Below are 19,207 nucleotides of genomic sequence, written 5' to 3'. Positions count from 1 at the left end.
TGCATACCCAGGGGTACCCCCGGCCAACCGGCGTTTCTTACAGTCCCAGGTTACGGAGGACCATGTCGGCGACCTCGGCGGGCGCGCCGTCATCGGGGGTGATGACGAGCTCTGCGTCGGCCGGCCGTTCATACGGCGAGTCGATGCCGGTGAACTGGCTGATCTCGCCCCGGCGAGCCTTGCCGTACAGCCCCTTCGGGTCCCGCCGCTCGCACTCCTCGATCGGGGTGTCGACGAAGATCTCGTAGAACGGCAGACCCCGCTGGGCGTGGATCTCGCGGGCGCGCTGCCGTTCCTCGTCGAACGGGCTGATCAGCGACACGATCGCGACCGCACCCGAATCGGCGAAGAGCGCCGCGACCTCGCTGGTCCGGCGGATGTTCTCGCGCCGGTCGTCGTCGGAGAAGCCCAGGTCGGAGTTCAGCCCGTGCCGGAGGTTGTCACCATCCATCAGGTAGGCGGGCCGGCCCTCGGCGACGAATCGCCGCTCGAGTTCGACGGCGAGCGACGACTTCCCCGAACCGGAGAGTCCGGTGAGCCAGATGGTGGCACCGCGGTGCGCCCGGTGTTCGCGGTCGACCTTGCTGGCCTGCCAGACGATGTGGCTGTCGTGGCTGACCGGAGCGTTGATCATGCCCGCGCCCACGGTGCGGTTGGTGGCCTCGTCGATGAGGATGAAGCTGCCGGTGTCCCGGTTGCGCCGGTACGAGTCGAACATGACCGGTTCCTGCGTACGCAGGGTCACCCGGCCGATCTCGTTGAGCGACAGCGCCTCGGCGTTCTCGTCGCGGTGCAGCGAGTTGACGTCGAGCCGGTAGTTGAGGCCGGTGATCTGCGCGCGGGTCAGTCGCGTTCCGCACAGGAGCTGATAGCGGTTGTGCGAGCGGAGATCCGCGTCTTCGGCGAACCAGCACACCATCGCGTCGATGTCGCGCCCGACGTACGGCCGGTTGTTCGGCCGCGCGAGCATGTCGCCGCGCACGATGTCGATCTCGTCGGCGAGCTCCACCGACACGGCCATCGATGCGAACGCCTCGTCGACACGGGCCCCGCCCGGTTCCCAGATCTCGGTGATGGTGGTACTGAATCCGCTTGGCAGAACCACGATCTCGTCGCCCTTGGCGAACACGCCGCCGGCGACCGTACCCGCATACGCGCGGTGGTCGGCGCCATCGCTGCGCTGCGGACGGATGACGTACTGCACCGGCAGGCGGGCGTCGATGAGGTTGCGGTCGGATGCGATGTAGACGTGCTCGAGGTGGTTGAGGAGCGGCCTGCCCTCGTACCACGGCATCGCGGTCGACTGTTCGACGACGTTGTCGCCGCGTAGCGCCGACATCGGGATGAAGGTGAGGTCGACGACGTTCAGCTTGGCCGCGAAATCGATGAAGTCGGCGCAGATCTCGTCGAAGCGTTCCTGCGACCAGTCGACGAGGTCCATCTTGTTGACGCAGACCGTCAGGTGCGGAATCCCGAGCAGTGTCGAGAGGAACGCGTGTCGCCGGGTCTGTTCCAGCACCCCCTTGCGGGCGTCGATGAGGATCATGGCCAGATCCGCGGTCGACGCCCCGGTCACCATGTTGCGGGTGTACTGCACGTGGCCAGGGGTGTCGGCGATGATGAATTTCCGCCTGGGAGTGGCGAAATAGCGGTACGCCACGTCGATCGTGATGCCCTGTTCGCGCTCGGCCCGCAGACCGTCGGTCAGGAGCGCGAGGTTGGCGTACTCGTCGCCCCGCTCCGCGCTGGTCCGCTCGATCGACTCCAGCTGATCGGTGAAGATCGCCTTGGAGTCGTACAGCAACCGGCCGATCAGTGTCGACTTGCCGTCGTCGACGGAACCAGCGGTGGCGAGCCGCAACATCTCGGTGGCACCCCCGGCAGCATTGACCCCGCTCATCAGAAGTACCCCTCCTTCTTGCGATCCTCCATGCCCGACTCGGAGATCCGGTCGTCGGCGCGCGTGGCCCCGCGTTCGGTCACCCGGGTCACCTCGATCTCCTCGATCACCTTGCGGACGTCGTCGGCCGCCGACAGGACGCACCCGGTGCAGGTGGCGTCGCCCACGGTCCGGAAGCGCACCGTCTCCGTTCGGATCTCCTCCCCCGGGAGTTCCTGGAGGAAACGGGTTTTCGCGAGCAGCATGCCGTCGCGGGGGATCACCTCCCGCTGGTGCGCGTAGTAGATCGACGGCAGGTCGATGCTCTCCTCGGCGATGTATTGCCAGATGTCGAGTTCGGTCCAGTTCGACAGGGGGAAGACCCGGATGTGCTCCCCTTTCGCATGGCGCCCGTTGTAGAGCCGCCACAGTTCGGGCCGCTGGTCCCGCGGGTTCCACGCGCCGAACTCGTCCCGGAAGCTGAAGACGCGTTCCTTCGCGCGCGCCTTCTCCTCGTCGCGACGCGCACCGCCGAACACGGCGTCGAAGCGGTTCTCGGTGATACCCCGCAGCAGAGCCGTGGTCTGGAGGCGGTTGCGGCTCGCTCCGGGACCCGTCTGCTCGACGACGCGTCCGGCGTCGATGTCGTCCTGGACCGAGCTCACGATCAGTCGGACGCCGGTCTCGGCGACCACCCGGTCGCGGTAGGCGATCACCTCGTCGAAGTTGTGTCCGGTGTCGACATGCATCAGCGGGAACGGGATCGGCGCGGGCCAGAACGCCTTGCGCGCCAGGTGGAACATGACGACCGAGTCCTTGCCGCCCGAGAACAGCAGCACCGGACGTTCGAAGGTCGCCGCGACCTCGCGGAAGATGTGCACGGACTCCGCTTCGAGAGCCGCGAGATGCGACAACTCGTACCCGTGCCGGCCCGGTCGGTGTGCCTGCCGGTCGCCGGCGCTGCCGCCGTTCGCTTCGGTCATGCTCGTCACCGTGCGCAACCCCCCTTGACATGTCGAATATTCGACACTAAGTGTTGACAATGTGACACCGACCGTAGGCGACCTCTCCGATGCGCGTCAACCGTCGCGCGCGGCGTCGCCACCCACCTCGCGGGTCGTCCACATCGTCCAGCTGCTGGCCGGTGCCAATCAACCGGCACTGACCCTCGCCGAGATTGTCCGGCAGACCTCGCTCTCGCGTGCGACGGCACACGCGATCGTCGCCGAACTGACCGAACACGGCTGGTTGAGCCGCGATCCCGCCACCGGGAAATACGGGATCGGCCCGGAATTCCGAGCCCTCGCACGGGCAGCCGCGGACGCCGATCACCTCGACCGATGGGCGGCGGTAGCCGCGCACGACCTGTCTGGACGCTTCTCGATCCCCTTCTTCGTGGCCCGCCGATCCTCGACCGACGTCGTCACGCTCGCGGCGCACGCCTTCCCACCGCATCTCGCGGCCGACTCCGAACCGCATCCGTGGCTTCGCAACGGAAGCCGCATCCGGATCCGCCCGCCGATCTGCCGCGAATTCGTCGCCTGGGACCCGGCGGAGGCACGTGATGCCTGGATCGCTCAGGCCGCCGAGCCCACCCGCACCCGGTTGCGCATGATCCTCGACGTGATCGCCGAACGCGGCTACTCGATCGAGCGGATGACCGACGACCACGTAGCGATCATCGACGCCCTGAACTCCCTGGACACCATGTCGGAGAACCTGCGCAGCCGGGTCGGAGACCTGCTGACCGAACTGTCGGTGATCGACTACCTGCCGGACGAGCTCGACGCCGGCGCCCGCGAGGGCGTTCCGGTGGTGACCATCGGTGCGCCGATCTTCGACCACACGGGGCGGGTCGTCGCCGCGATGGTCGCGTGCCCGAACTCCACACTGGACGTCGCGGATCTGCACTCGATCGCCGACGCCACCCGCGCAGCGGCCGAAGAGATCTCCTCGCATCTGCGATGAATTCCGGTACTCCGCAACGAAACCCCACTGGATTCGCGACAATCGCCGGAAGTCGGCCGCGGGCCGATCGTTCCCACGACACGAGGAGTTCGAGCATGGTCCGGACGAAGACGTTCACCAGGTTGGCCGCGGCGACCCTGTCGGTCGCAGCCGCAGCAGGACTCGGCCTCGCCGGCACGGGACAAGCCGAGGCGGCGCGCGAGTTCCCGGTCTCGCACTGCATCGGCCCGAGCCCGAACATCGTCGACCTCCCGTTCATGGTGAGACGCGCCATCGTCAGCACCTACGGTGGCGATGCCTACATCGCCGCGGACTTCCCCAGCTACTTCCCCGGCGGCTACCAGTCGTCGTTGCGGATGGACTGGCACAACCTGTCCACCGGCAAACGTGGCTTCAAGGTCAGCAACACCAAGGTGAACCCGCCTTACCAGGGTGTCCACTACTTCGTCATCCCGGTGAAGACGATCGGCAAGGGCCGGGTGGCTGTGACCTTCGGCGCGACGAACCGCAACGCGCTGTGGAGCGTGCCGTCGACGAGCTGCAGCGGGACGATCGTCGTTCCCTGACGCCGGGCTACCAACCAAGCACTTGCTAGGTTAGGCTCGTGGGCATGAGTGATGCCGCCATCCCGCCCGCACTCGGCCCCGACGATCTCGGCCCGGACACCTCTCCGGTCGCCTACGAGGTCGGCGGGCCCGAAGGTGCCGTCGCGTACGTGACACTGAACCGTCCCGAGTACCGCAATGCACAGAACTCGGTCATGACGTATTCGCTCGACGCCGCCTTCCGCAAGGCCGTCGAGGACACGACCGTGAAGGTCATCGTCCTGCGCGCGAACGGCAAGCACTTCTCGGCCGGACACGACATCGGCACCCCGGAGCGCGACTTCGACACCTACTACGAGAACGCCGCCGTCCTGCACTGGGATCACACCGACAAGACCGGTGCCGATCAGCGCCTCGCCCGCGAGATGGAGGTGTACATGGGGATGTGCCGCCGTTGGCGCGACATCCCCAAGCCGCTCATCGCCCAGGTCCACGGCGCCTGCATCGCCGGCGGCCTGATGCTGGCCTGGATCTGCGACTTCATCGTCGCCTCCGACGATGCGTTCTTCTCCGACCCGGTGGCACGCATGGGCATCCCGGGCGTCGAGTACTTCGCGCACGCATACGCCCTCGGCACCCGCCGCGCGAAGGAGATCCTGTTCACCGGCGAGCGTTTCACCGCCACGCAGGCAGCCCACTGGGGCATGGTCAACCACGTCGTGCCGCGCGACGGGCTCGAGACCAAGGTGAACGAGATCGTCGAGAAGGCGGTCTCGATGCCGATGCAGGGGTTGTTCCTCAGCAAGAAGGCCGTCAACATCTGCGAGGACCAGATGGGACTCCGCAACTCGATGGACTCGGTCTTCGGCTGGCACCACTTCGCCCACTCGGCCAATGCCGAGGCGTCGGGCGGCGATTCGCTCGGCGGCATGGACGCCAAGTCGATGAAGGCCTCGGCAGGATCGGGTAGCTGACATGGACCTGCTCTTCGACGACGCGGCCGAGCAGTTCCGGGCCGAGGTCCGCTCCTGGCTGGCCGAACACGTTCCGCGCGAACCCCTCCCGTCCATGGACACCGCGGAGGGCTTCGAGGCCCACCGCGAGTGGGAGCGCACGATGGCCGCCGACCGCATGTCGGTCGTCAGCTGGCCCGAGGAGTACGGCGGCCGCGACGCTCCCCTCCTCCACTGGGTGATCTTCGAGGAGGAGTACTACCGCTCGGGCGCACCGGGCCGGGTGAGCCAGAACGGCATCTTCCTGCTCGCCCCGACCCTCTTCGAGCACGCGAATCCCGCTCAGCTGGAACGCATCATGCCGCGGATGGCCCGGGCCGACGACATCTGGGGCCAGGCGTGGAGCGAGCCGGAGGCGGGCAGCGACCTCGCCTCGCTCCGTTCGACCGCGGTCCGCACCGACGGCGGCTGGCTGCTGAACGGGCAGAAGACGTGGAGTTCGCGGTCGAGTTTCGCCGACCGGGCCTTCGGCCTCTTCCGCACCGACAAGGAGGCCCAGCGACACAGGGGCCTCACCTACTTCATGTTCGACCTACGTGCCGAGGGCGTCACCGTCCGTCCCATCGCGCAGCTCGACGGCGAGGCGGGTTTCGCAGAGCTGTTCCTGGAGAACGTCTTCGTGCCCGACGACCCCGCGAACCCCGGCGAGTCCGGGGTCATCGGCGAGGTGGACAACGGCTGGCGGGTGGCGATGAGCACGGCCGCCAACGAGCGCGGACTCTCGCTGCGAGCACCGGGCCGCTTCCTCGCCACCACCGACCGCCTCGTCGACCTGTGGCGGTCGAAGCGCGACGAGGTGCCCTCGACGGCCAACGCCGATGCGCGGGTCGCCGACGCCTGGATCGGGGCGCGCGCCTACGAGTTGTCGACCTGGCACACCGTGAGCCGGCTCTCCGCAGGCGGACAGCTCGGCATGGAGTCCTCGATCAACAAGGTCTTCTGGTCGCAGTGGGACATCGCCGCCCACGAGACCGCCCTCGATCTACAGGGACCGGACGCCGAACTCGACGACGCCTGGATGGACGGCTACCTGTTCTCCCTGTCCGGCCCGATCTACGCCGGCACCAACGAGATCCAACGCAATGTCATCGCCGAGCGACTCCTCGGCCTTCCTCGCGGAGATCGCTGATACCACATGGACTTCCAACTCTCCGACATCCACACGGACCTCGCCGCCACCGTCGACGCCATGCTCGGCAAGGCCGACATGCCCGCCGCGGCTAGAGCATGGGCGGCCGGTGACCGGACCGCGGTCACCAAGGTCTACTCCCAGCTCGCCGACGCCGGGATCAGCGGCCTCCTCATCGACGAATCCCACGGCGGCAGCAGTGCCGGCGCCGTCGAGATGATCGTCGCCGTCGAACAGCTCGGACGCCACTGCGCTCCCGGACCGATCGTGGAAAGCGTTGCCGTCCTGCCGATCCTGTTGCGAGACGCGGACGTGAACGGCCCTCTCCAGGATCTCGCCGAGGGGCGGTTGGCGACCTGTGCCATCGCCCCGCTGCAGCCGCTCGCGCCCGATGTCGATTCCGCCGACGTGTACGTCGTGGAGGACGGCGTCCTGTCGACGGCCACCGTGCTCGGCACCGAACCCTCGGTGGACACCACCCGCACACTGTCACGGGTGGCTCCGGACAAGACCCTGGCCACCGGCATCGACCCGTCCGACGCCGTCGACGCCGGGGCACTCGCCACCGCAGCCGAACTCCTCGGACTCGGTCAGGCGATGCTCGCCCTCGCCAGCGAATATGCACAGACCCGCAAGCAGTTCGGCCGGCCGATCGGGTCCTTCCAGGCCGTGAAGCATCACCTCGCCGATGTGGCCATCGCACTCGAGATGGCCCGTCCCCTGGTCCATGCCGCAGCACTCGGCATCGACGGCCAGGTGCCCGAGGACACCAACGTGTCGCGGGACGTGTCGGCGGCCAAGGTCGCGGCGGCCGACGCCGCGCACCTCTCGGCCCGCCGCTCGCTGCAGGTGCTCGGGGCGATCGGTTACACCGCCGAACACGACATCTCGCTGTACATCACCAAGACCCGCGCGCTCCTGTCCGCCTGGGGCTCGCCCGCAGTCCATCGTCGACGCATCCTGGAGACACTGTGACCACCGAGACGCTCGCGATCTCCGCCGAGGAACGTGAGGCACTGGCCGAGGCGGTGCGTGATCTGCTGCGACGCCGGGGAGACATCGCCTCGGTGCGCACGGCCATGGCGTCGACCGGACGCGTCGACCGCGGCCTGTGGGAGACCCTGTGCACCGAGATCGGGGTGGCGGCACTTCCCATCCCGGAGGACGCCGGCGGTGCGGGGGCGTCGTGGGCCGAGTTGGCCGCTGTCCTCGAAGAACTCGGTGCGACCCTGAGTCCGGTGCCCGCCTTCGGGTCTTCGGTGCTGGCGACCGGCGCGATCCTGCTGGCGCAGGACGACGACGCCGCGTCGCAGCTGCTTCCCGCGCTGGCCGCCGGTGAGCAGACGGCCGCCCTGTGCTGGGCCGGCGAACGCGGCTGGGACACCCCCGGCGTGCACGCCGACGCCGGATTGCTCTCCGGCACCGCACACTTCGTCGTCGATGCCGAGTCCGCGGACACCTTCCTGGTATTGGCATCGGGGCCCGGTGAGCACGTGACAATGCACTCGGTCGCCGCTGATGCGGCCGGTGTGACGGTGTCGCCGTTGCCTCTTCTCGATCCGACGCGTGCGTTGTCCTCGGTGCGGTTCGACGAGGTCGTGTCCACCGCGATCCCCGCACCGGCCGACCTCGCCGCACGCCTGCGGACGCTCGGGTGGGCGATGCTCTCCGCCGAGCAGGTCGGCGGCGCCCAGCGCGCCCTCGACCTCACCGTCGAGTACACCAAGTCGCGCAAGCAGTTCGGCCGCACCATCGGCTCGTTCCAGGCGCTGAAGCACCGCATGGCCGACATGTACGTTCTCGTCGAGACCGCTCGTTCGATCTCGCGTGCGGCGGTCGCCGCGGTCGCCGGCGACGACCCCGAAGCGTCCGAACTGGCCCTCGCCGCCCACGTGTACTGCTCGAATGCCTTCCGGCGAATCACCGGCGAGGCCATCCAGTTGCACGGCGGCATCGGCATCACCTGGGAACACGACATCCAGCTGTACTTCAAGCGCGCACAGGCGTCGTCGCAGTTGCTGGGCGCCCCGCATCTCGCGGTCGCCGAAGCTGCTGCGCGCCTGCGATAGTCGGCTCTCAGGCGCGGTTGCGGAGGCGGTCCAGCGTCCGCTCGATCGGATCGGTGAAGAGCAGCAGCAGAAGCGGCCAGTTCCCGCTCTTCGGGTAGACCAGCGCGATGACCAGCGCCACCGCCAGGGCCAGGAGGGTGCCCCACCCACCCGACGACCTGGCCCAGCGGTCGGTGGCCTCGTCGTCGACGAGCAGCTCCCGGTGCCGATGCCCCCACTGAGCGATCCCGACGAGCGACGCCACCGAGATGGCGAGCACGCCGATGTAGAGCACGTTCGCCCACTCAACCCGGCTGTCGTCGACCATCGCGGTCGCGAACGGCAGCACCACGATGGTCAGCAGCCACACGAAGGTGAGATTGATCAAAACCGAGTCGTAGGAACGGAAGTACTCCATCGCCCGATGGTGTTGCCGCCAGAGCACCCAGATCACCACGAAGCTGACGAAGAAGCTGGTCAGCTCGAGCGCATGGTCGGACACCACCTCGGCGACCGAGGTCTCCTCACGCAGGTCGTTGGCGATGTCGACCAGCGGGAGCACCAGCAGCGTGAGCGCGATCGCCACCACCGCGTCCGCGAACGCGATCAGCCGACTCAGACCCTCTTCCGACTTCCGATTCTCCGGTGCGGCCATTGGTTGAATGTAGAACCGTGGCGGTCGGCGCGCGCGACAATCGACCCGATGGTCCCGGATCGCGCGCCCGTTCCCGGCTACTCCCCGAACGCCGCCTCGACCACTGCCTCGTCGAGTCCGTAGTCGGCGAGCTGGTAGCGGTGCTGCGGCTTCCGCGCACCGGACCTGCTCTCCTCGTCGAGCGTGGTCACCGCCGCGCGGGCCGCCTCGGACATGGGGGTGTCGAGCGCCGCGTAGACGCGTTCGACGGTGCCCATCGGGTCCGAGCGGAGGTCGGCGAAGTCGATGTCGAGGAACTGGGCGGGGTCGTACTTCTCGCGGGCGCGAGAGAACTCACGCAATCCACGCGACCACAGTTCCAGCTGGTCCTGTCCGATCTGATCACCGGTGAAGGTCGTCGACCAGCCGGGAGTGGCGTGCTCGGCGAGGCTGCACATCGACGCGATGATGGTCGACGGCGCGCGATGGGTCTGGATGACCAGCGCGTCCGGGTAGGCGGCCATCAGCGCGTCGAGTGCGAACAGATGGCTCGGGTTCTTGAGCACCCACCGCTTGCCCGGATCGTTGAGGCCTATCAGCTGCAGGTTCTTGCGATGCCGCAGGTATGCCGGCGTCCAGTCCTGCTCGGCGAGCCAGCGCGAGTAGGTCGGGATATGGGCGAGCGACTCGTAGGAGATCGAGGTGACGCTCTGCCGCAACAACTGCCAGCATTCCTCGACCTCGCCCGCATCCATGTAGTGCAGCCCCATGAACTCCGGGTTCTCGACGTGGTGCTGCTCGAAGCCGGCCTGGATCTGCTGGTACACCGGGTTGTCGGCCCAGGTGTCGCGGGGCGGCCGCGGCTGCGGGAACTCGGCGAGCCACATCTCCAACCCCTGGTGCGCCGGGTCGGCGGCCAGGAGCCGGTGCAGCGCAGTGGTTCCCGTGCGCGGCAGACCGGTCACGAAGATGGGCCGGGTGATCTCGACCTCGGCGTGTTCCGGGTTCGCCTTCCACGACGCCTCACTCAGCAGTCGGGCGACGAGTGCTCCCTTGAGGAAGAACCGGAACATCTTGCTGCCGAGTTCGGTGAGTCCGGCCTCGGAGCGGTAGGAGTCGAGCAGGATGCCCAACGGCTCCAGGTAGTCGGTGTCACCGAAGTCCTCGAGGCCCGTCGCCCGGGTGGCCGAGGCGTGCAGGTCCGCGATGGTCCCGACGTCGGTCCGCGCCGTACTAGTCATGGTATTCACCGCAATTCACGTCCAGGGTGTGCCCGGAGATCGCCCGCGCCATCGGCGAGGCGAGGAACATCACGGCGTCGGCGATCTCGTCCGGCTCGGGCAGGCGTTTGAGATCGGACTTCGACGCGGTCTGTTCGTACACCTGCTCGGGAGTGATGCCGTACTTCTTGGCGACCTCGCCGAAGTACCACTTCAGCTGATCGTCCCAGATGTAACCCGGCGCCACCGAGTTGATGCGGATACCGCGATCCCCCAGCTCCGACGCCAGCGTCTGCGACATCGCGAGCAGCGCCGACTTGGCGATCTTGTAACTGCCGTATCGCGGTTCGGAGTGCCGGATGACCATCGAGTTGATGTTGACGATCGACCCGTTCGCCTCGGCGAGCGCATCGGTGAACGACTTGATCACCCGCAGGGTCCCGACGACGGTGACCTCGATGCTGCTGGTGATCTGCTCGAAGTCGGTGCGGCCCAGCGGTTTCATCGACGGCAGGGCAAAGGCGTTGTTGACCAGGACATCTGCCCGGCCGAACTCGGCGAGCGTGGTGGCGACCAGATTGTCGACGGCGGCGTCGTCGGTGATGTCGGTCGGCACGACGAGACTCGTCCCTCCGGCCGAATCGACCTCCGCGGCCACCTCTTTGAGACGCGACTCGGTGCGCGCAGCGAGGACGACACGAGCTCCCTCGGCGGCGGCGCGCAGGCAGATCGAGCGACCCAGCCCGGGTCCCACGCCGGATACGACGACCACCTTGTCGTCGAGGAGACCCGCTCCAGAACTCATCCCAGCATCCTCTCGGCGAACGCGCGTTGCCGTGCCGCGATCCGGTCGGACCAGCCGGCGGCGTCGATCTTGTTGTGTTCGAAGTGCGGCAGGTGCGCGGCCACGTCGTCGAGGCCCACGACCGTCGCCGTCGGCCCGAGCTCGGGACCGATCGGCGAATCGCTGCGCTGCCAGCGGAACTGCAGGATGCCCTTCTCCCGGCCGGTCGTCTCGATCCAGTTGGCGACGCCGGGGTCGCGGTGCGAGACGACCATGCGGATCATGCCGTCCGGGTCGACCTGCGCCTGAGCCGAATTGAGGCTGGTCTGGTGGTTCACGTAGTCGAGCGAGATGTACCACATGCTCCCGAGCTGGAATCCCTGATAAGGCGCATCGGACTTCGGGATCGTGATGACCATCGCCTCGTCGGGACCCAGACGGTAGTGGCCCACCGAGGAGAACTGGGTGCTCAGCCCGCCTGGTGTCTGCCGGGGCGGGGTGAAGGTGTTGACCGGTTCGTCGAGGTAGAACCACTTGGGGAAATTGAACCAGGTGTTGATGCGTGCCGTGAGCATCTTGCCCGCCGTCGCGTACCGACGTGCGACGCGGGCGAGATCGGCTTCCTCCGGCGCGGTTCCGACGGTGTCGACGCGTTCGACGGTGATCGAACCCTTGCGCTCGGTCCAGTCGGAGTACACCTCGCGGACCGCGAGCATCGACGCCCCCTCGCCGAGGGCGAAGTAGTTGTCGGGCGGGTCGGCGATCCCCGGTCCGAAGGTCAGCTCGAACGTGCCGTCGTCGGCGATGGTCAGGCGACGGTCGTCGAAGGCGTCCTCGCCGCCGGGCACCGCGGACGGCGTGTAGTCGCCGCGCAGCACCTGGAAGCTGAGATCGGTTGTGGTGCCACGGCGTCCGCGGACCACGTAGGTCCCGGTCGGTTCGACGTCGGCGTGGTAGTACAGCGTGTCCGGGTTGTCGAGGCCCATCTTGGTCGACGGCCCGGTCGAGGTGACGAAGTTCGGGTGCGACAACGACCGGCCGCGGACCAGCTGGATGATCGCGGCGATGCTGCCCGCGAGATAGTCGTACCCCTCGGCGAGATCCTGCTCGGTCTCGGCGAACTCCGCCGACGCGACCAGCTTCTCCGCCTCGGCGATCGCATCGGTCAGGGGCTTGGTCAGGTCCTGCGGTACAGCGATCTCGCGCGAGCTCATAGCCAGGTGTCTCCGCCCGTCCAGGTCAGGAAGTTCTCGAGTTCGGCCTGTGCCGGCGTCACCCGCGGATGTTCTGTCGACAGATAGCCGCCACGGTAGAAGAGCAGCGGCTTGTCCTGCAGCACTTCGCCCAGCGTGAGCGCCCGGCCGATGACGATGTGGTGATCGCCCCCGTCGGTGACCCGTTCGACGTCGCACTCGACCCAGGTCAGCGCGTGCCTGATCACCGGCAGGCCCGCCGGCGACGGGTCCCAGGTGATGTTGGCGAACTTGTCGTCACCCGGGGCGCCGAAAGCCGCACTCACGTCCTGCTGCCGGTTGGAGAGGACGTTGACGCAGAACTTCCCGGCCTTCTCGATGACCTTCCAGCTCCGGGACGTCTTCATCGGGCAGAACAGCACCAGCGGCGGATCGAGGGACAGCGCCGCGAAGGACTGGCAGGCGAAGCCGACGGGTTTGCCGTCGTCGTCGACGGTCGTGATGACCGTGACGCCGGTGCAGAACTGACCCATCGCGGTACGGAACTGCCGGGAGTCGAACTCCGCGGACCCGTAAGGCGTCTGGGCCATGTCAGTTCTTGAACCCGACGCTGAAGTCATGCCCCCACAGACTGACCGCGGTGCTCTCCCGGGCGATCCACTCCTCGTCCTTGACCGTCCGTCCCTCGCAACCGAACTCGACGTCGAAGCCGCCCGGTGTCTTCATGTAGAACGAGAGCATCAGGTCGTTGACGTGCCGACCCAGGGTCGCCGACATGGGGACCTTCTTGCGCAGGGCGCGGTCGAGGCACAGTCCGACGTCGTCGGAGTTCTCGACCTCCACCATCAGGTGGACGATGCCGGTGCTGTTGGGGATCGGCAGGAACGCCAGCGAGTGGTGTCGCGGGTTGCAGCCGAGGAATCGCAGCCACGGGACCTCGTCGCCCTCCTCGCGTCCGACGACCTGCGGGGGCAGGCGCATCGAGTCACGGAGCTTGAATCCCAGTACGTCCCGGTAGAACTCGAGCGCGGCCTTGTCGTCCTCACAGGTGAGCACGACGTGGCCGAGACCCTGTTCCTCGGTGACGAAGCGGTGACCGTACGGGCTGACGATGCGACGATGCTCGAGCGCGGCCCCGTGGAACACCTCGAGGGTGTTGCCGGCGGGATCGTCGAACACGATCATCTCGGCGACGCGACGGTCGGCGATCTCCTCGTCCTTGCCCTCACGGAAGACGACGTGCGCGCCCGCCAGGCGGTCGCGGACCTCCTGCAGCGCAGCGGCATTGGCGACCTCCCAGCCCGCGCAGGCCAGGCGGTCGTGCTCGGAGGGCACGATGACCAGGCGGGCGGGGAAGTCGTCCATCCGCAGATAGAGCGCGCCCTCGGTGAGTCCAGAGCCCTCGATCATGCCGAGAACCTTGAGGCCGTAGGTGCGCCACGCCTCGATGTCGGTCGCCTCGATCCTCATGTATCCCAATGAACGGATCGGACAGTCACTCATCTCCACGATCTCCTGTTTCCTGCTCCCTGAGGAGCGTGTGAAAGTGTCCCCGGCCCCCTGAGGAGCTAGCCTGCGAGCGTCTCGAAGGGTCAGACCATCGTGTCGCCGATGGGAATCCCGAACTCGCCGTTGCCGAATGCGACGTAGGCTCGTTCCGGATCGTTGGCGGCATGCACGCGTCCGGCGTGGGCGTCGCGCCAGAACCGCTGGATCGGGGTGCCGTTCTCGAGCGCGTGGGCACCCGAGTTCTCGAAGAGACGGTCGATGGCGGAGATCGCGCGGCCGGTGGCGCGCACCTGGTCGCGACGGGCCGCCAGACGCAGCTCCATGGGGACCTCTTCACCGGCGAGGATCAGGTCGTACTCGGCCTGCAGGTTGCCTGACAGCTGACGCCATGCGGCGTCGATGTCGCTGGCGGCCTCGGCGATACGAACCTTGGCGAAGGGGTCGTCCTTGGCCTTCTCCCCGGCGTAAGCGGCGCGGACGCGCTTGCCCTGGTGCTCGACGTGAGCGTGGTAGGCACCGAAGGCCATGCCGACGATCGGGGTCGCAATGGTGCTGGGATGAATTGTGCCCCAGGGCATCTTGTAGACCGGTGCGGTGTTCTGCTCGAGTCCCGGGCTCTGGCCCATCGACATGGTGCGCATGCTCAGCATGCGGTGGCGGGGGACGAAGACGTCCTTGACCTCGATGGTGTTGGACCCGGTGCCGCGAAGACCGACGACGTTCCACACGTCCTTGATCGTGTAGTCCTCACGCGGGATCAGGAAGCTGACGAAGTCGACCGGCTTGCCGTTCTTGATGACCGGTCCACCGACGAACACCCAGTCGGCGGTGTCGCAGCCCGACGACCAGGCCCACGAACCGTTGACCTTGTAGCCGCCGTCGACGACCTCACCCATACCCATCGGCGCGTACGACGACGAGATGCGGACGTTGGGGTCCTTGCCCCAGACGTCCTCCTGCGCCTGCTGGTCGAAGAGCGCGAGGTGCCAGTTGTGGATGCCGATGATGCCCGACACCCAACCCGTCGACCCGCAGGCCGAGGCGATCCGCCGCACGGCCTCGTAGAAGGTCACCGGGTCGACCTGGTATCCGCCCCACTGCTCGGGCTGCATCAGCTTGAAGAAGCCGGCCGTCTCGAGGCTGGACACGGTCTCTTCGGGGATTCGACGCAGATCCTCGGTGGACTGCGCCCGCTGCTCGATCTCCGGGAGCAGTGCGTTGATCTTCTCCAGGACCTGCTCGGCGGCTTCGCTCCGTTGTGCTGGCATCTCGCCTGCTCCTACCTGTCTCTCCCTCGGCCGGACGGCGCCGGCCGCTTACTCATCGAGTTCGAGATTAGAACACGTTCTCATTTCTGTCGAGCACTGGGACTTTATGCCCATGTACAGCACTGATCGGCGATCTGGGCGGCGATCCACCCAAAGGATTTGAAACGTGTTCTAGTATTGGCGGCAGAGGTTCGACGCGACACCAGCCACAGACAGGAGAGGGCACATGTCACCAGCACCCGACACGATGACCCCGAACACCCCCGGTTCGTCCAACGACGCCGAGGTGGGTATCCGGGAGATCGACACCGGCGCGCCGCCCACCCGGTTCGCCCGCGGGTGGCACTGCCTGGGCCTGTTCGGCGAGTTCGACGACGGCCAACCGCACTCCGTGCAGATCTTCGGCACCAAGCTCGTCGTCTGGGTCGACACCAAGGGCGAGCTGAACATCCTCGACGCCTACTGCCGCCACATGGGCGGTGACCTGTCGCAGGGCAAGCTGTCCGGCGACAACGTCGCCTGCCCGTTCCACGGCTGGCTGTGGAAGGGCAACGGTCGCTGCGCCGGCGTCCCGTACGCCAAGCGCAACCCCAAGCTCGCCAAGACCCGCTCGTGGCCGTCGATGGTCCGCAACGGCCAGGTCTTCGTCTACAACGACCCCGAGGGCAACCCGCCGCCGGAAGAGGTCATCATCCCGGAGCTGGCCGAGGTCGGGTCCGAGGAGTGGACCGACTGGACCTGGAACCGCATCGTGATCGAGGGCTCGAACTGCCGCGAGATCATCGACAACGTCGTCGACATGGCGCATTTCTTCTATGTGCATTTCGCGCTGCCGGATTACTTCAAGAATGTCTTCGAGGGCGAGATCGCCGCGCAGTACATGAATTCGCATGGGCGCCCCGACGTCACGCTGGGCACCAACTACGGCGACAGCCGGCTCGAATCGATCGCCGCTTACTACGGTCCGTCTTACATGCTGAACCCGATGGTCCAGTACTACGGCGGCTTCGCGGTCGAGACCATCCTGACCAACTGCCACTACCCGATCGACGAGAATTCGTTCGTCCTGATGTACGGCGTCATGGCGAAGGTTCCCGAGGGCCTCACCGCCGAGCAGGCCTCGAAGATGGCCACCAAGATCAGCGCGGGTGTCGAGGTCGGCTTCCTGCAGGACGTCGAGATCTGGAAGAACAAGACCCGCATCGACAATCCGCTCCTCGTCGAGGAGGACGGCCCGGTGTACCAGCTCCGTCGCTGGTACGAGCAGTTCTATGTCGACAAGGCCGACGTCACCGACGAGATGACCGGCCGGTTCGAGTACGAGATCGACACCTCCAAGGCAGTCGAGAGCTGGAACGCCGAGATCCAGGAGAACCTCCGACGCCAAGAGGCCGAGAAGGCAGCGGCCGAGCAGTCGCCGGACGGCGCGGCGGATTCCTCGGAGAAGGCGCAGGTCTGACGATGACCCGGGCCGCGTCACGAGCACACTGGGCCAAGGCGCCCGACTTCGGCGACGATCCCGACCGGGCGGCCCGGGTCCACGCGGCGACCCAGCGCGACCGCGAGCACTACCTGCAGGGCGGCATGCGAGAGATCGAATGCCGCGCCTGCCACGCGTGCGTGCTGGTGAAGAAGACCAGCACGCACCACACGAGCGTGCAGTGGAACGCCGACGCCCGGAGCCGATGCCACGGCCTCGAGCAGATGCGCGCCGGCGGCGACGACGGGAACGGGCCACTGCTCCCGGGTGCGATGATGCCGACCTGTGTCCGCTTGTCGGCGAGTATCGACCACGGTGTGGCCGAGGGAATCATTCCTCCGGAATCACCCGCCACCGATCCCGACGGCTATTGGTGAGTGTCGAATTTGAGCACTGTCTGCAACATTAATCAACACTAGCCTCACGCATCACAACGGTCACACCTTCATCACACGTCTAGGAATAGCGGCGACAAGCGGGTATGCGGTCGGCCAATCTGGTCGTCATGTCCGTTTTGCGAACCCGCTGTACGCGGGTCACCTGTGCTGTCGCCCTGTCCGCCGCACTCACCGTCGCGGCGCCGTTCCTGGGCTCACCTTTTGCCGATGCCGGACGCGCCGCCGCGGCCGGTTCGAGCTCCGGCTCCAGCGATTCGACAGGTTCGGTGCCGATCTACCTCCCCATCCCCACCCCCACCGGCCTGGCCGCGCTCGGGGCGTCGATGACCCAGATCGGCAAGCCGTACCGGTGGGGCGGCACCGGTCCGCACTCGTGGGACTGTTCTGGTCTCGTCCAGTGGGCGTTCCACACCGCCGGCGTGAAGCTGCCCCGGACCAGCCAGCAACAGGCGAGGGTCGGCAATGCGATCCCGTTCAGCGCCCTCGCCCCCGGCGACATCATCATCTTCGGCCGCGACGCCGGGCACGTCGGCATCTACGCCGGTGGCGGCCGCCTGTTCAACGCCTACACCACGGGCAAGCCAATCGGCTTCACCAAGGTCAAGGACATGGGCACCATCAAGACCATTCGTCGTTTCGGCTGACCGGGTCGACCGACCGTCCGGGCCACACCGAGGTCACCGTCGCGAACCCCACGACGACGAGCAGCAGCACCGCGACCACCACGGTGCCGAGCAGCCCGTAACCCGGTTGCATCGTCGGGAGTTCGAGGTCGAGGGCCTCGGTGACCCGGTCGGAGAACAGGTGCGCGGCCGGATCACTCAGCGTTCGGATCCCGACGACCGACGCGACCACCGCGGCCAGGCCGATTACCCCGATCGCCGCCGGACGGAGACGCTCGCGCCACCACGCCAACGCGGCGACCACCGCGATGACCGCACCGAGGATCACCACACTCAGACCGGGCCGGTCGGTGTTGTCCTCGAAGAAGAAGGCCACGTCCTCATCGCTCGCCCCCGGGACGGTCACCCGTCCGAGACCGGTGATGGACGGTTGTACGCCCTCGTCGGTGCTTCCCCACTCCACCTGTGCGAACAGCACCAGGAGGAGTCCACCGACGAGGGCGGCAGGCCACACGAAGGTGCGCAGTCTGTCGACGATGCCCGGTTCTGCGGTCATGCCGACAAGACTGCCATTCACCCGGTGCCGAAATCACGCGCCGGTATCGATCCCACCCAAGCGCCCCAACACGCTGTCGGACCGATGAGTTTGCGCGACGCTGAGAGTCTCCACCTCAGTCGTTCAGCAACATTCCGCAAGGCAACGAAGGGATACGAACATGGCCGAGTACGCAGCCCCGTCCGGGGCGCCGATCTGGTTCGACCTGATGAGCAGCGACACGGCGAAGGCCGAGCAGTTCTACGGCGAGATCTTCGGCTGGGAGACGGAGGAACCGAACGAGGAATTCGGCGGCTACCGGAACTTCCTCAAGAACGGCAAACCGGTCGCCGGGCTCAGCCCCGCCATGGACGAGGCCGGGCCGCCGAACATCTGGTCGGTGTACCTGCACTCCGAGGACGCGAACGCCACCGTGAACGCCGTCGAATCCGCCGGGGGCAGCATCATGGTCCCGCCCATGCCGATCGGTGACGAGGGCACGATGATGGTCGCCACCGATCCGGCCGGAGCGGTCATCGGTTTCTGGCAGCCCAAGCAGCACAAGGGTTATTCGGAGTTCGGCGATCACGGCACCCCGTACTGGTTCGAATGCCAGTCCAAGGATTACGCCAAGTCACTCGACTTCTATCGCGCCGTGCTCGGCGCGCGTATCGAGGAGGTCGGCACCGGCGGTGACCCCGACGCCGTAGGTCCTGACCATTACGGCCAGATCTTCTACGGTGAGGAGTCCTACGCCGGGATCATGGACGCCTCCAAGCTGTTTCCCGAGGAGGTGCCGTCGTTCTGGCAGATCTACATCACCGTCGACGACGTGGCGGCGACGGTCAAGCAGGTCGAGTCCCTCGGCGGCGAGATCCTGATGCCCGGCGAGGACACCCCGTACGGGACGCTCGCGGCGATCAAGGACCCGATGGGCGCGCTGATCTGCCTCGGACATCCGCCGGCCGGGATGTGACACCA

At 67.1% G+C, this 19,207-nt stretch carries 20 protein-coding genes; 10 read left to right on the top strand and 10 right to left on the bottom strand.

The genetic code is table 11. The features are described 5' to 3' along the window. Window positions 1–37: 37 nt before the first annotated feature. Together cysC and cysD are read right to left on the bottom strand one after the other, a co-directional pair. Window positions 38–1,900 carry an adenylyl-sulfate kinase gene (gene cysC / locus PWF70_RS04065; protein WP_042376207.1) on the bottom strand — a complete coding sequence of 621 codons (1,863 nt, stop codon included), beginning with the start codon at window positions 1,898–1,900 and terminating at the stop codon, window positions 38–40. Further along, a complete protein-coding gene (gene cysD, locus PWF70_RS04060) occupies window positions 1,900–2,862 on the bottom strand; it encodes a sulfate adenylyltransferase subunit CysD (RefSeq protein ID WP_006358462.1) in 963 nt (320 codons plus the stop codon). Before cysD ends, cysC begins: the two co-directional genes overlap by 1 nt. 61 nt (window positions 2,863–2,923) lie before the next feature. Here cysD and PWF70_RS04055 point away from each other — a divergent pair, with 61 nt between their 5' ends. The 6 genes from PWF70_RS04055 (at window position 2,924) to PWF70_RS04030 (ending at window position 8,603) form a co-directional block, all read left to right on the top strand. Then, complete coding sequence (locus PWF70_RS04055; RefSeq protein WP_042376209.1) at window positions 2,924–3,847, top strand: IclR family transcriptional regulator; 924 nt, start codon at window positions 2,924–2,926, stop codon at window positions 3,845–3,847. Window positions 3,848–3,942: 95 nt separating this feature from the next. Beyond that, the gene (locus PWF70_RS04050; protein ID WP_035751840.1) at window positions 3,943–4,413 is read left to right on the top strand and encodes a hypothetical protein; all 471 of its coding nucleotides are present in this window, start codon (window positions 3,943–3,945) and stop codon (window positions 4,411–4,413) included. 44 nt (window positions 4,414–4,457) lie between these two features. Next, window positions 4,458–5,366, top strand: coding sequence for an enoyl-CoA hydratase (locus PWF70_RS04045; RefSeq protein ID WP_035751842.1), 909 nt, complete (start codon window positions 4,458–4,460; stop codon window positions 5,364–5,366). 1 nt (window position 5,367) lies between these two features. Next, on the top strand, window positions 5,368–6,534 hold the full coding sequence (locus tag PWF70_RS04040) for an acyl-CoA dehydrogenase family protein (RefSeq protein ID WP_006358458.1): 1,167 nt from the start codon (window positions 5,368–5,370) through the stop codon (window positions 6,532–6,534). Window positions 6,535–6,540: 6 nt separating this feature from the next. Further along, on the top strand, window positions 6,541–7,509 hold the full coding sequence (locus PWF70_RS04035; protein WP_035751845.1) for an acyl-CoA dehydrogenase family protein: 969 nt from the start codon (window positions 6,541–6,543) through the stop codon (window positions 7,507–7,509). Beyond that, the gene (locus PWF70_RS04030; protein WP_035751848.1) at window positions 7,506–8,603 is read left to right on the top strand and encodes an acyl-CoA dehydrogenase family protein; all 1,098 of its coding nucleotides are present in this window, start codon (window positions 7,506–7,508) and stop codon (window positions 8,601–8,603) included. Before PWF70_RS04035 ends, PWF70_RS04030 begins: the two co-directional genes overlap by 4 nt. A gap of 7 nt (window positions 8,604–8,610) precedes the next feature. Here the strand turns inward: PWF70_RS04030 and PWF70_RS04025 are convergent, their stop codons facing one another. The 7 genes from PWF70_RS04025 to hsaA form a co-directional block, all read right to left on the bottom strand. Further along, the gene (locus tag PWF70_RS04025; protein ID WP_035751850.1) at window positions 8,611–9,237 is read right to left on the bottom strand and encodes a TMEM175 family protein; all 627 of its coding nucleotides are present in this window, start codon (window positions 9,235–9,237) and stop codon (window positions 8,611–8,613) included. Between the two features lie 77 nt (window positions 9,238–9,314). After that, window positions 9,315–10,457 carry a sulfotransferase family protein gene (locus tag PWF70_RS04020; protein ID WP_035751852.1) on the bottom strand — a complete coding sequence of 381 codons (1,143 nt, stop codon included), beginning with the start codon at window positions 10,455–10,457 and terminating at the stop codon, window positions 9,315–9,317. Next, window positions 10,450–11,241, bottom strand: coding sequence for an SDR family oxidoreductase (locus PWF70_RS04015; RefSeq protein WP_035751854.1), 792 nt, complete (start codon window positions 11,239–11,241; stop codon window positions 10,450–10,452). The genes PWF70_RS04020 and PWF70_RS04015 overlap by 8 nt, the downstream gene beginning before the upstream one ends. After that, the gene (locus PWF70_RS04010; protein WP_006358452.1) at window positions 11,238–12,434 is read right to left on the bottom strand and encodes a hypothetical protein; all 1,197 of its coding nucleotides are present in this window, start codon (window positions 12,432–12,434) and stop codon (window positions 11,238–11,240) included. Before PWF70_RS04010 ends, PWF70_RS04015 begins: the two co-directional genes overlap by 4 nt. Beyond that, the gene (hsaB, locus tag PWF70_RS04005; RefSeq protein WP_006358451.1) at window positions 12,431–13,003 is read right to left on the bottom strand and encodes a 3-hydroxy-9,10-secoandrosta-1,3,5(10)-triene-9,17-dione monooxygenase reductase subunit; all 573 of its coding nucleotides are present in this window, start codon (window positions 13,001–13,003) and stop codon (window positions 12,431–12,433) included. Before hsaB ends, PWF70_RS04010 begins: the two co-directional genes overlap by 4 nt. 1 nt (window position 13,004) lies before the next feature. Continuing rightward, on the bottom strand, window positions 13,005–13,916 hold the full coding sequence (gene hsaC / locus PWF70_RS04000) for an iron-dependent extradiol dioxygenase HsaC (RefSeq protein ID WP_035751856.1): 912 nt from the start codon (window positions 13,914–13,916) through the stop codon (window positions 13,005–13,007). A gap of 89 nt (window positions 13,917–14,005) precedes the next feature. Continuing rightward, complete coding sequence (gene hsaA / locus PWF70_RS03995; protein WP_006358449.1) at window positions 14,006–15,190, bottom strand: 3-hydroxy-9,10-secoandrosta-1,3,5(10)-triene-9,17-dione monooxygenase oxygenase subunit; 1,185 nt, start codon at window positions 15,188–15,190, stop codon at window positions 14,006–14,008. Window positions 15,191–15,416: 226 nt separating this feature from the next. Between hsaA and PWF70_RS03990 the strand changes: the two genes are divergently transcribed. The 3 genes from PWF70_RS03990 to PWF70_RS03980 all read left to right on the top strand — a co-directional run bounded on the left by PWF70_RS03990 (window position 15,417) and on the right by PWF70_RS03980 (window position 17,712). Beyond that, the gene (locus PWF70_RS03990) at window positions 15,417–16,649 is read left to right on the top strand and encodes a 3-ketosteroid-9-alpha-monooxygenase, oxygenase component (protein WP_042376212.1); all 1,233 of its coding nucleotides are present in this window, start codon (window positions 15,417–15,419) and stop codon (window positions 16,647–16,649) included. Between the two features lie 2 nt (window positions 16,650–16,651). Beyond that, window positions 16,652–17,047, top strand: a complete 396-nt coding sequence (locus tag PWF70_RS03985) for a hypothetical protein (protein ID WP_006358447.1) — start codon at window positions 16,652–16,654, stop codon at window positions 17,045–17,047. 128 nt (window positions 17,048–17,175) lie between these two features. Beyond that, complete coding sequence (locus PWF70_RS03980; RefSeq protein ID WP_035752086.1) at window positions 17,176–17,712, top strand: C40 family peptidase; 537 nt, start codon at window positions 17,176–17,178, stop codon at window positions 17,710–17,712. Here PWF70_RS03980 and PWF70_RS03975 read toward each other — a convergent pair. Next, complete coding sequence (locus PWF70_RS03975; RefSeq protein ID WP_006358444.1) at window positions 17,687–18,247, bottom strand: hypothetical protein; 561 nt, start codon at window positions 18,245–18,247, stop codon at window positions 17,687–17,689. The genes PWF70_RS03980 and PWF70_RS03975 overlap by 26 nt on opposite strands. 160 nt (window positions 18,248–18,407) lie before the next feature. On the opposite strand from PWF70_RS03975, the gene PWF70_RS03970 reads away from it, so the two are divergent. Beyond that, on the top strand, window positions 18,408–19,202 hold the full coding sequence (locus tag PWF70_RS03970; RefSeq protein WP_035751861.1) for a VOC family protein: 795 nt from the start codon (window positions 18,408–18,410) through the stop codon (window positions 19,200–19,202). Window positions 19,203–19,207: the final 5 nt, after the last annotated feature.

This window comes from Gordonia sp. Swx-4 (assembly GCF_030316175.1).
Taxonomy (GTDB): Bacteria; Actinomycetota; Actinomycetes; order Mycobacteriales; family Mycobacteriaceae; genus Gordonia; species Gordonia alkanivorans.
This window is presented reverse-complemented; position numbering and strand designations above follow the sequence as displayed.

What these genes read in the sequence shown, in the direction of transcription:
- cysC (WP_042376207.1), bottom strand. Translation starts at nt 1,900, where the DNA reads ATGAGCGGGGTCAATGCTGCCGGGGGTGCCACCGAGATGTTGCGGCTC.
- cysD (WP_006358462.1), bottom strand. Translation starts at nt 2,862, where the DNA reads ATGACCGAAGCGAACGGCGGCAGCGCCGGCGACCGGCAGGCACACCGA.
- PWF70_RS04050 (WP_035751840.1), top strand. Translation starts at nt 3,943, where the DNA reads ATGGTCCGGACGAAGACGTTCACCAGGTTGGCCGCGGCGACCCTGTCG.
- PWF70_RS04045 (WP_035751842.1), top strand. Translation starts at nt 4,458, where the DNA reads ATGAGTGATGCCGCCATCCCGCCCGCACTCGGCCCCGACGATCTCGGC.
- PWF70_RS04040 (WP_006358458.1), top strand. Translation starts at nt 5,368, where the DNA reads ATGGACCTGCTCTTCGACGACGCGGCCGAGCAGTTCCGGGCCGAGGTC.
- PWF70_RS04035 (WP_035751845.1), top strand. Translation starts at nt 6,541, where the DNA reads ATGGACTTCCAACTCTCCGACATCCACACGGACCTCGCCGCCACCGTC.
- PWF70_RS04025 (WP_035751850.1), bottom strand. Translation starts at nt 9,237, where the DNA reads ATGGCCGCACCGGAGAATCGGAAGTCGGAAGAGGGTCTGAGTCGGCTG.
- PWF70_RS04020 (WP_035751852.1), bottom strand. Translation starts at nt 10,457, where the DNA reads ATGACTAGTACGGCGCGGACCGACGTCGGGACCATCGCGGACCTGCAC.
- PWF70_RS04015 (WP_035751854.1), bottom strand. Translation starts at nt 11,241, where the DNA reads ATGAGTTCTGGAGCGGGTCTCCTCGACGACAAGGTGGTCGTCGTATCC.
- PWF70_RS04010 (WP_006358452.1), bottom strand. Translation starts at nt 12,434, where the DNA reads ATGAGCTCGCGCGAGATCGCTGTACCGCAGGACCTGACCAAGCCCCTG.
- hsaB (WP_006358451.1), bottom strand. Translation starts at nt 13,003, where the DNA reads ATGGCCCAGACGCCTTACGGGTCCGCGGAGTTCGACTCCCGGCAGTTC.
- hsaC (WP_035751856.1), bottom strand. Translation starts at nt 13,916, where the DNA reads ATGAGTGACTGTCCGATCCGTTCATTGGGATACATGAGGATCGAGGCG.
- hsaA (WP_006358449.1), bottom strand. Translation starts at nt 15,190, where the DNA reads ATGCCAGCACAACGGAGCGAAGCCGCCGAGCAGGTCCTGGAGAAGATC.
- PWF70_RS03990 (WP_042376212.1), top strand. Translation starts at nt 15,417, where the DNA reads ATGTCACCAGCACCCGACACGATGACCCCGAACACCCCCGGTTCGTCC.
- PWF70_RS03985 (WP_006358447.1), top strand. Translation starts at nt 16,652, where the DNA reads ATGACCCGGGCCGCGTCACGAGCACACTGGGCCAAGGCGCCCGACTTC.
- PWF70_RS03980 (WP_035752086.1), top strand. Translation starts at nt 17,176, where the DNA reads ATGTCCGTTTTGCGAACCCGCTGTACGCGGGTCACCTGTGCTGTCGCC.
- PWF70_RS03975 (WP_006358444.1), bottom strand. Translation starts at nt 18,247, where the DNA reads ATGACCGCAGAACCGGGCATCGTCGACAGACTGCGCACCTTCGTGTGG.
- PWF70_RS03970 (WP_035751861.1), top strand. Translation starts at nt 18,408, where the DNA reads ATGGCCGAGTACGCAGCCCCGTCCGGGGCGCCGATCTGGTTCGACCTG.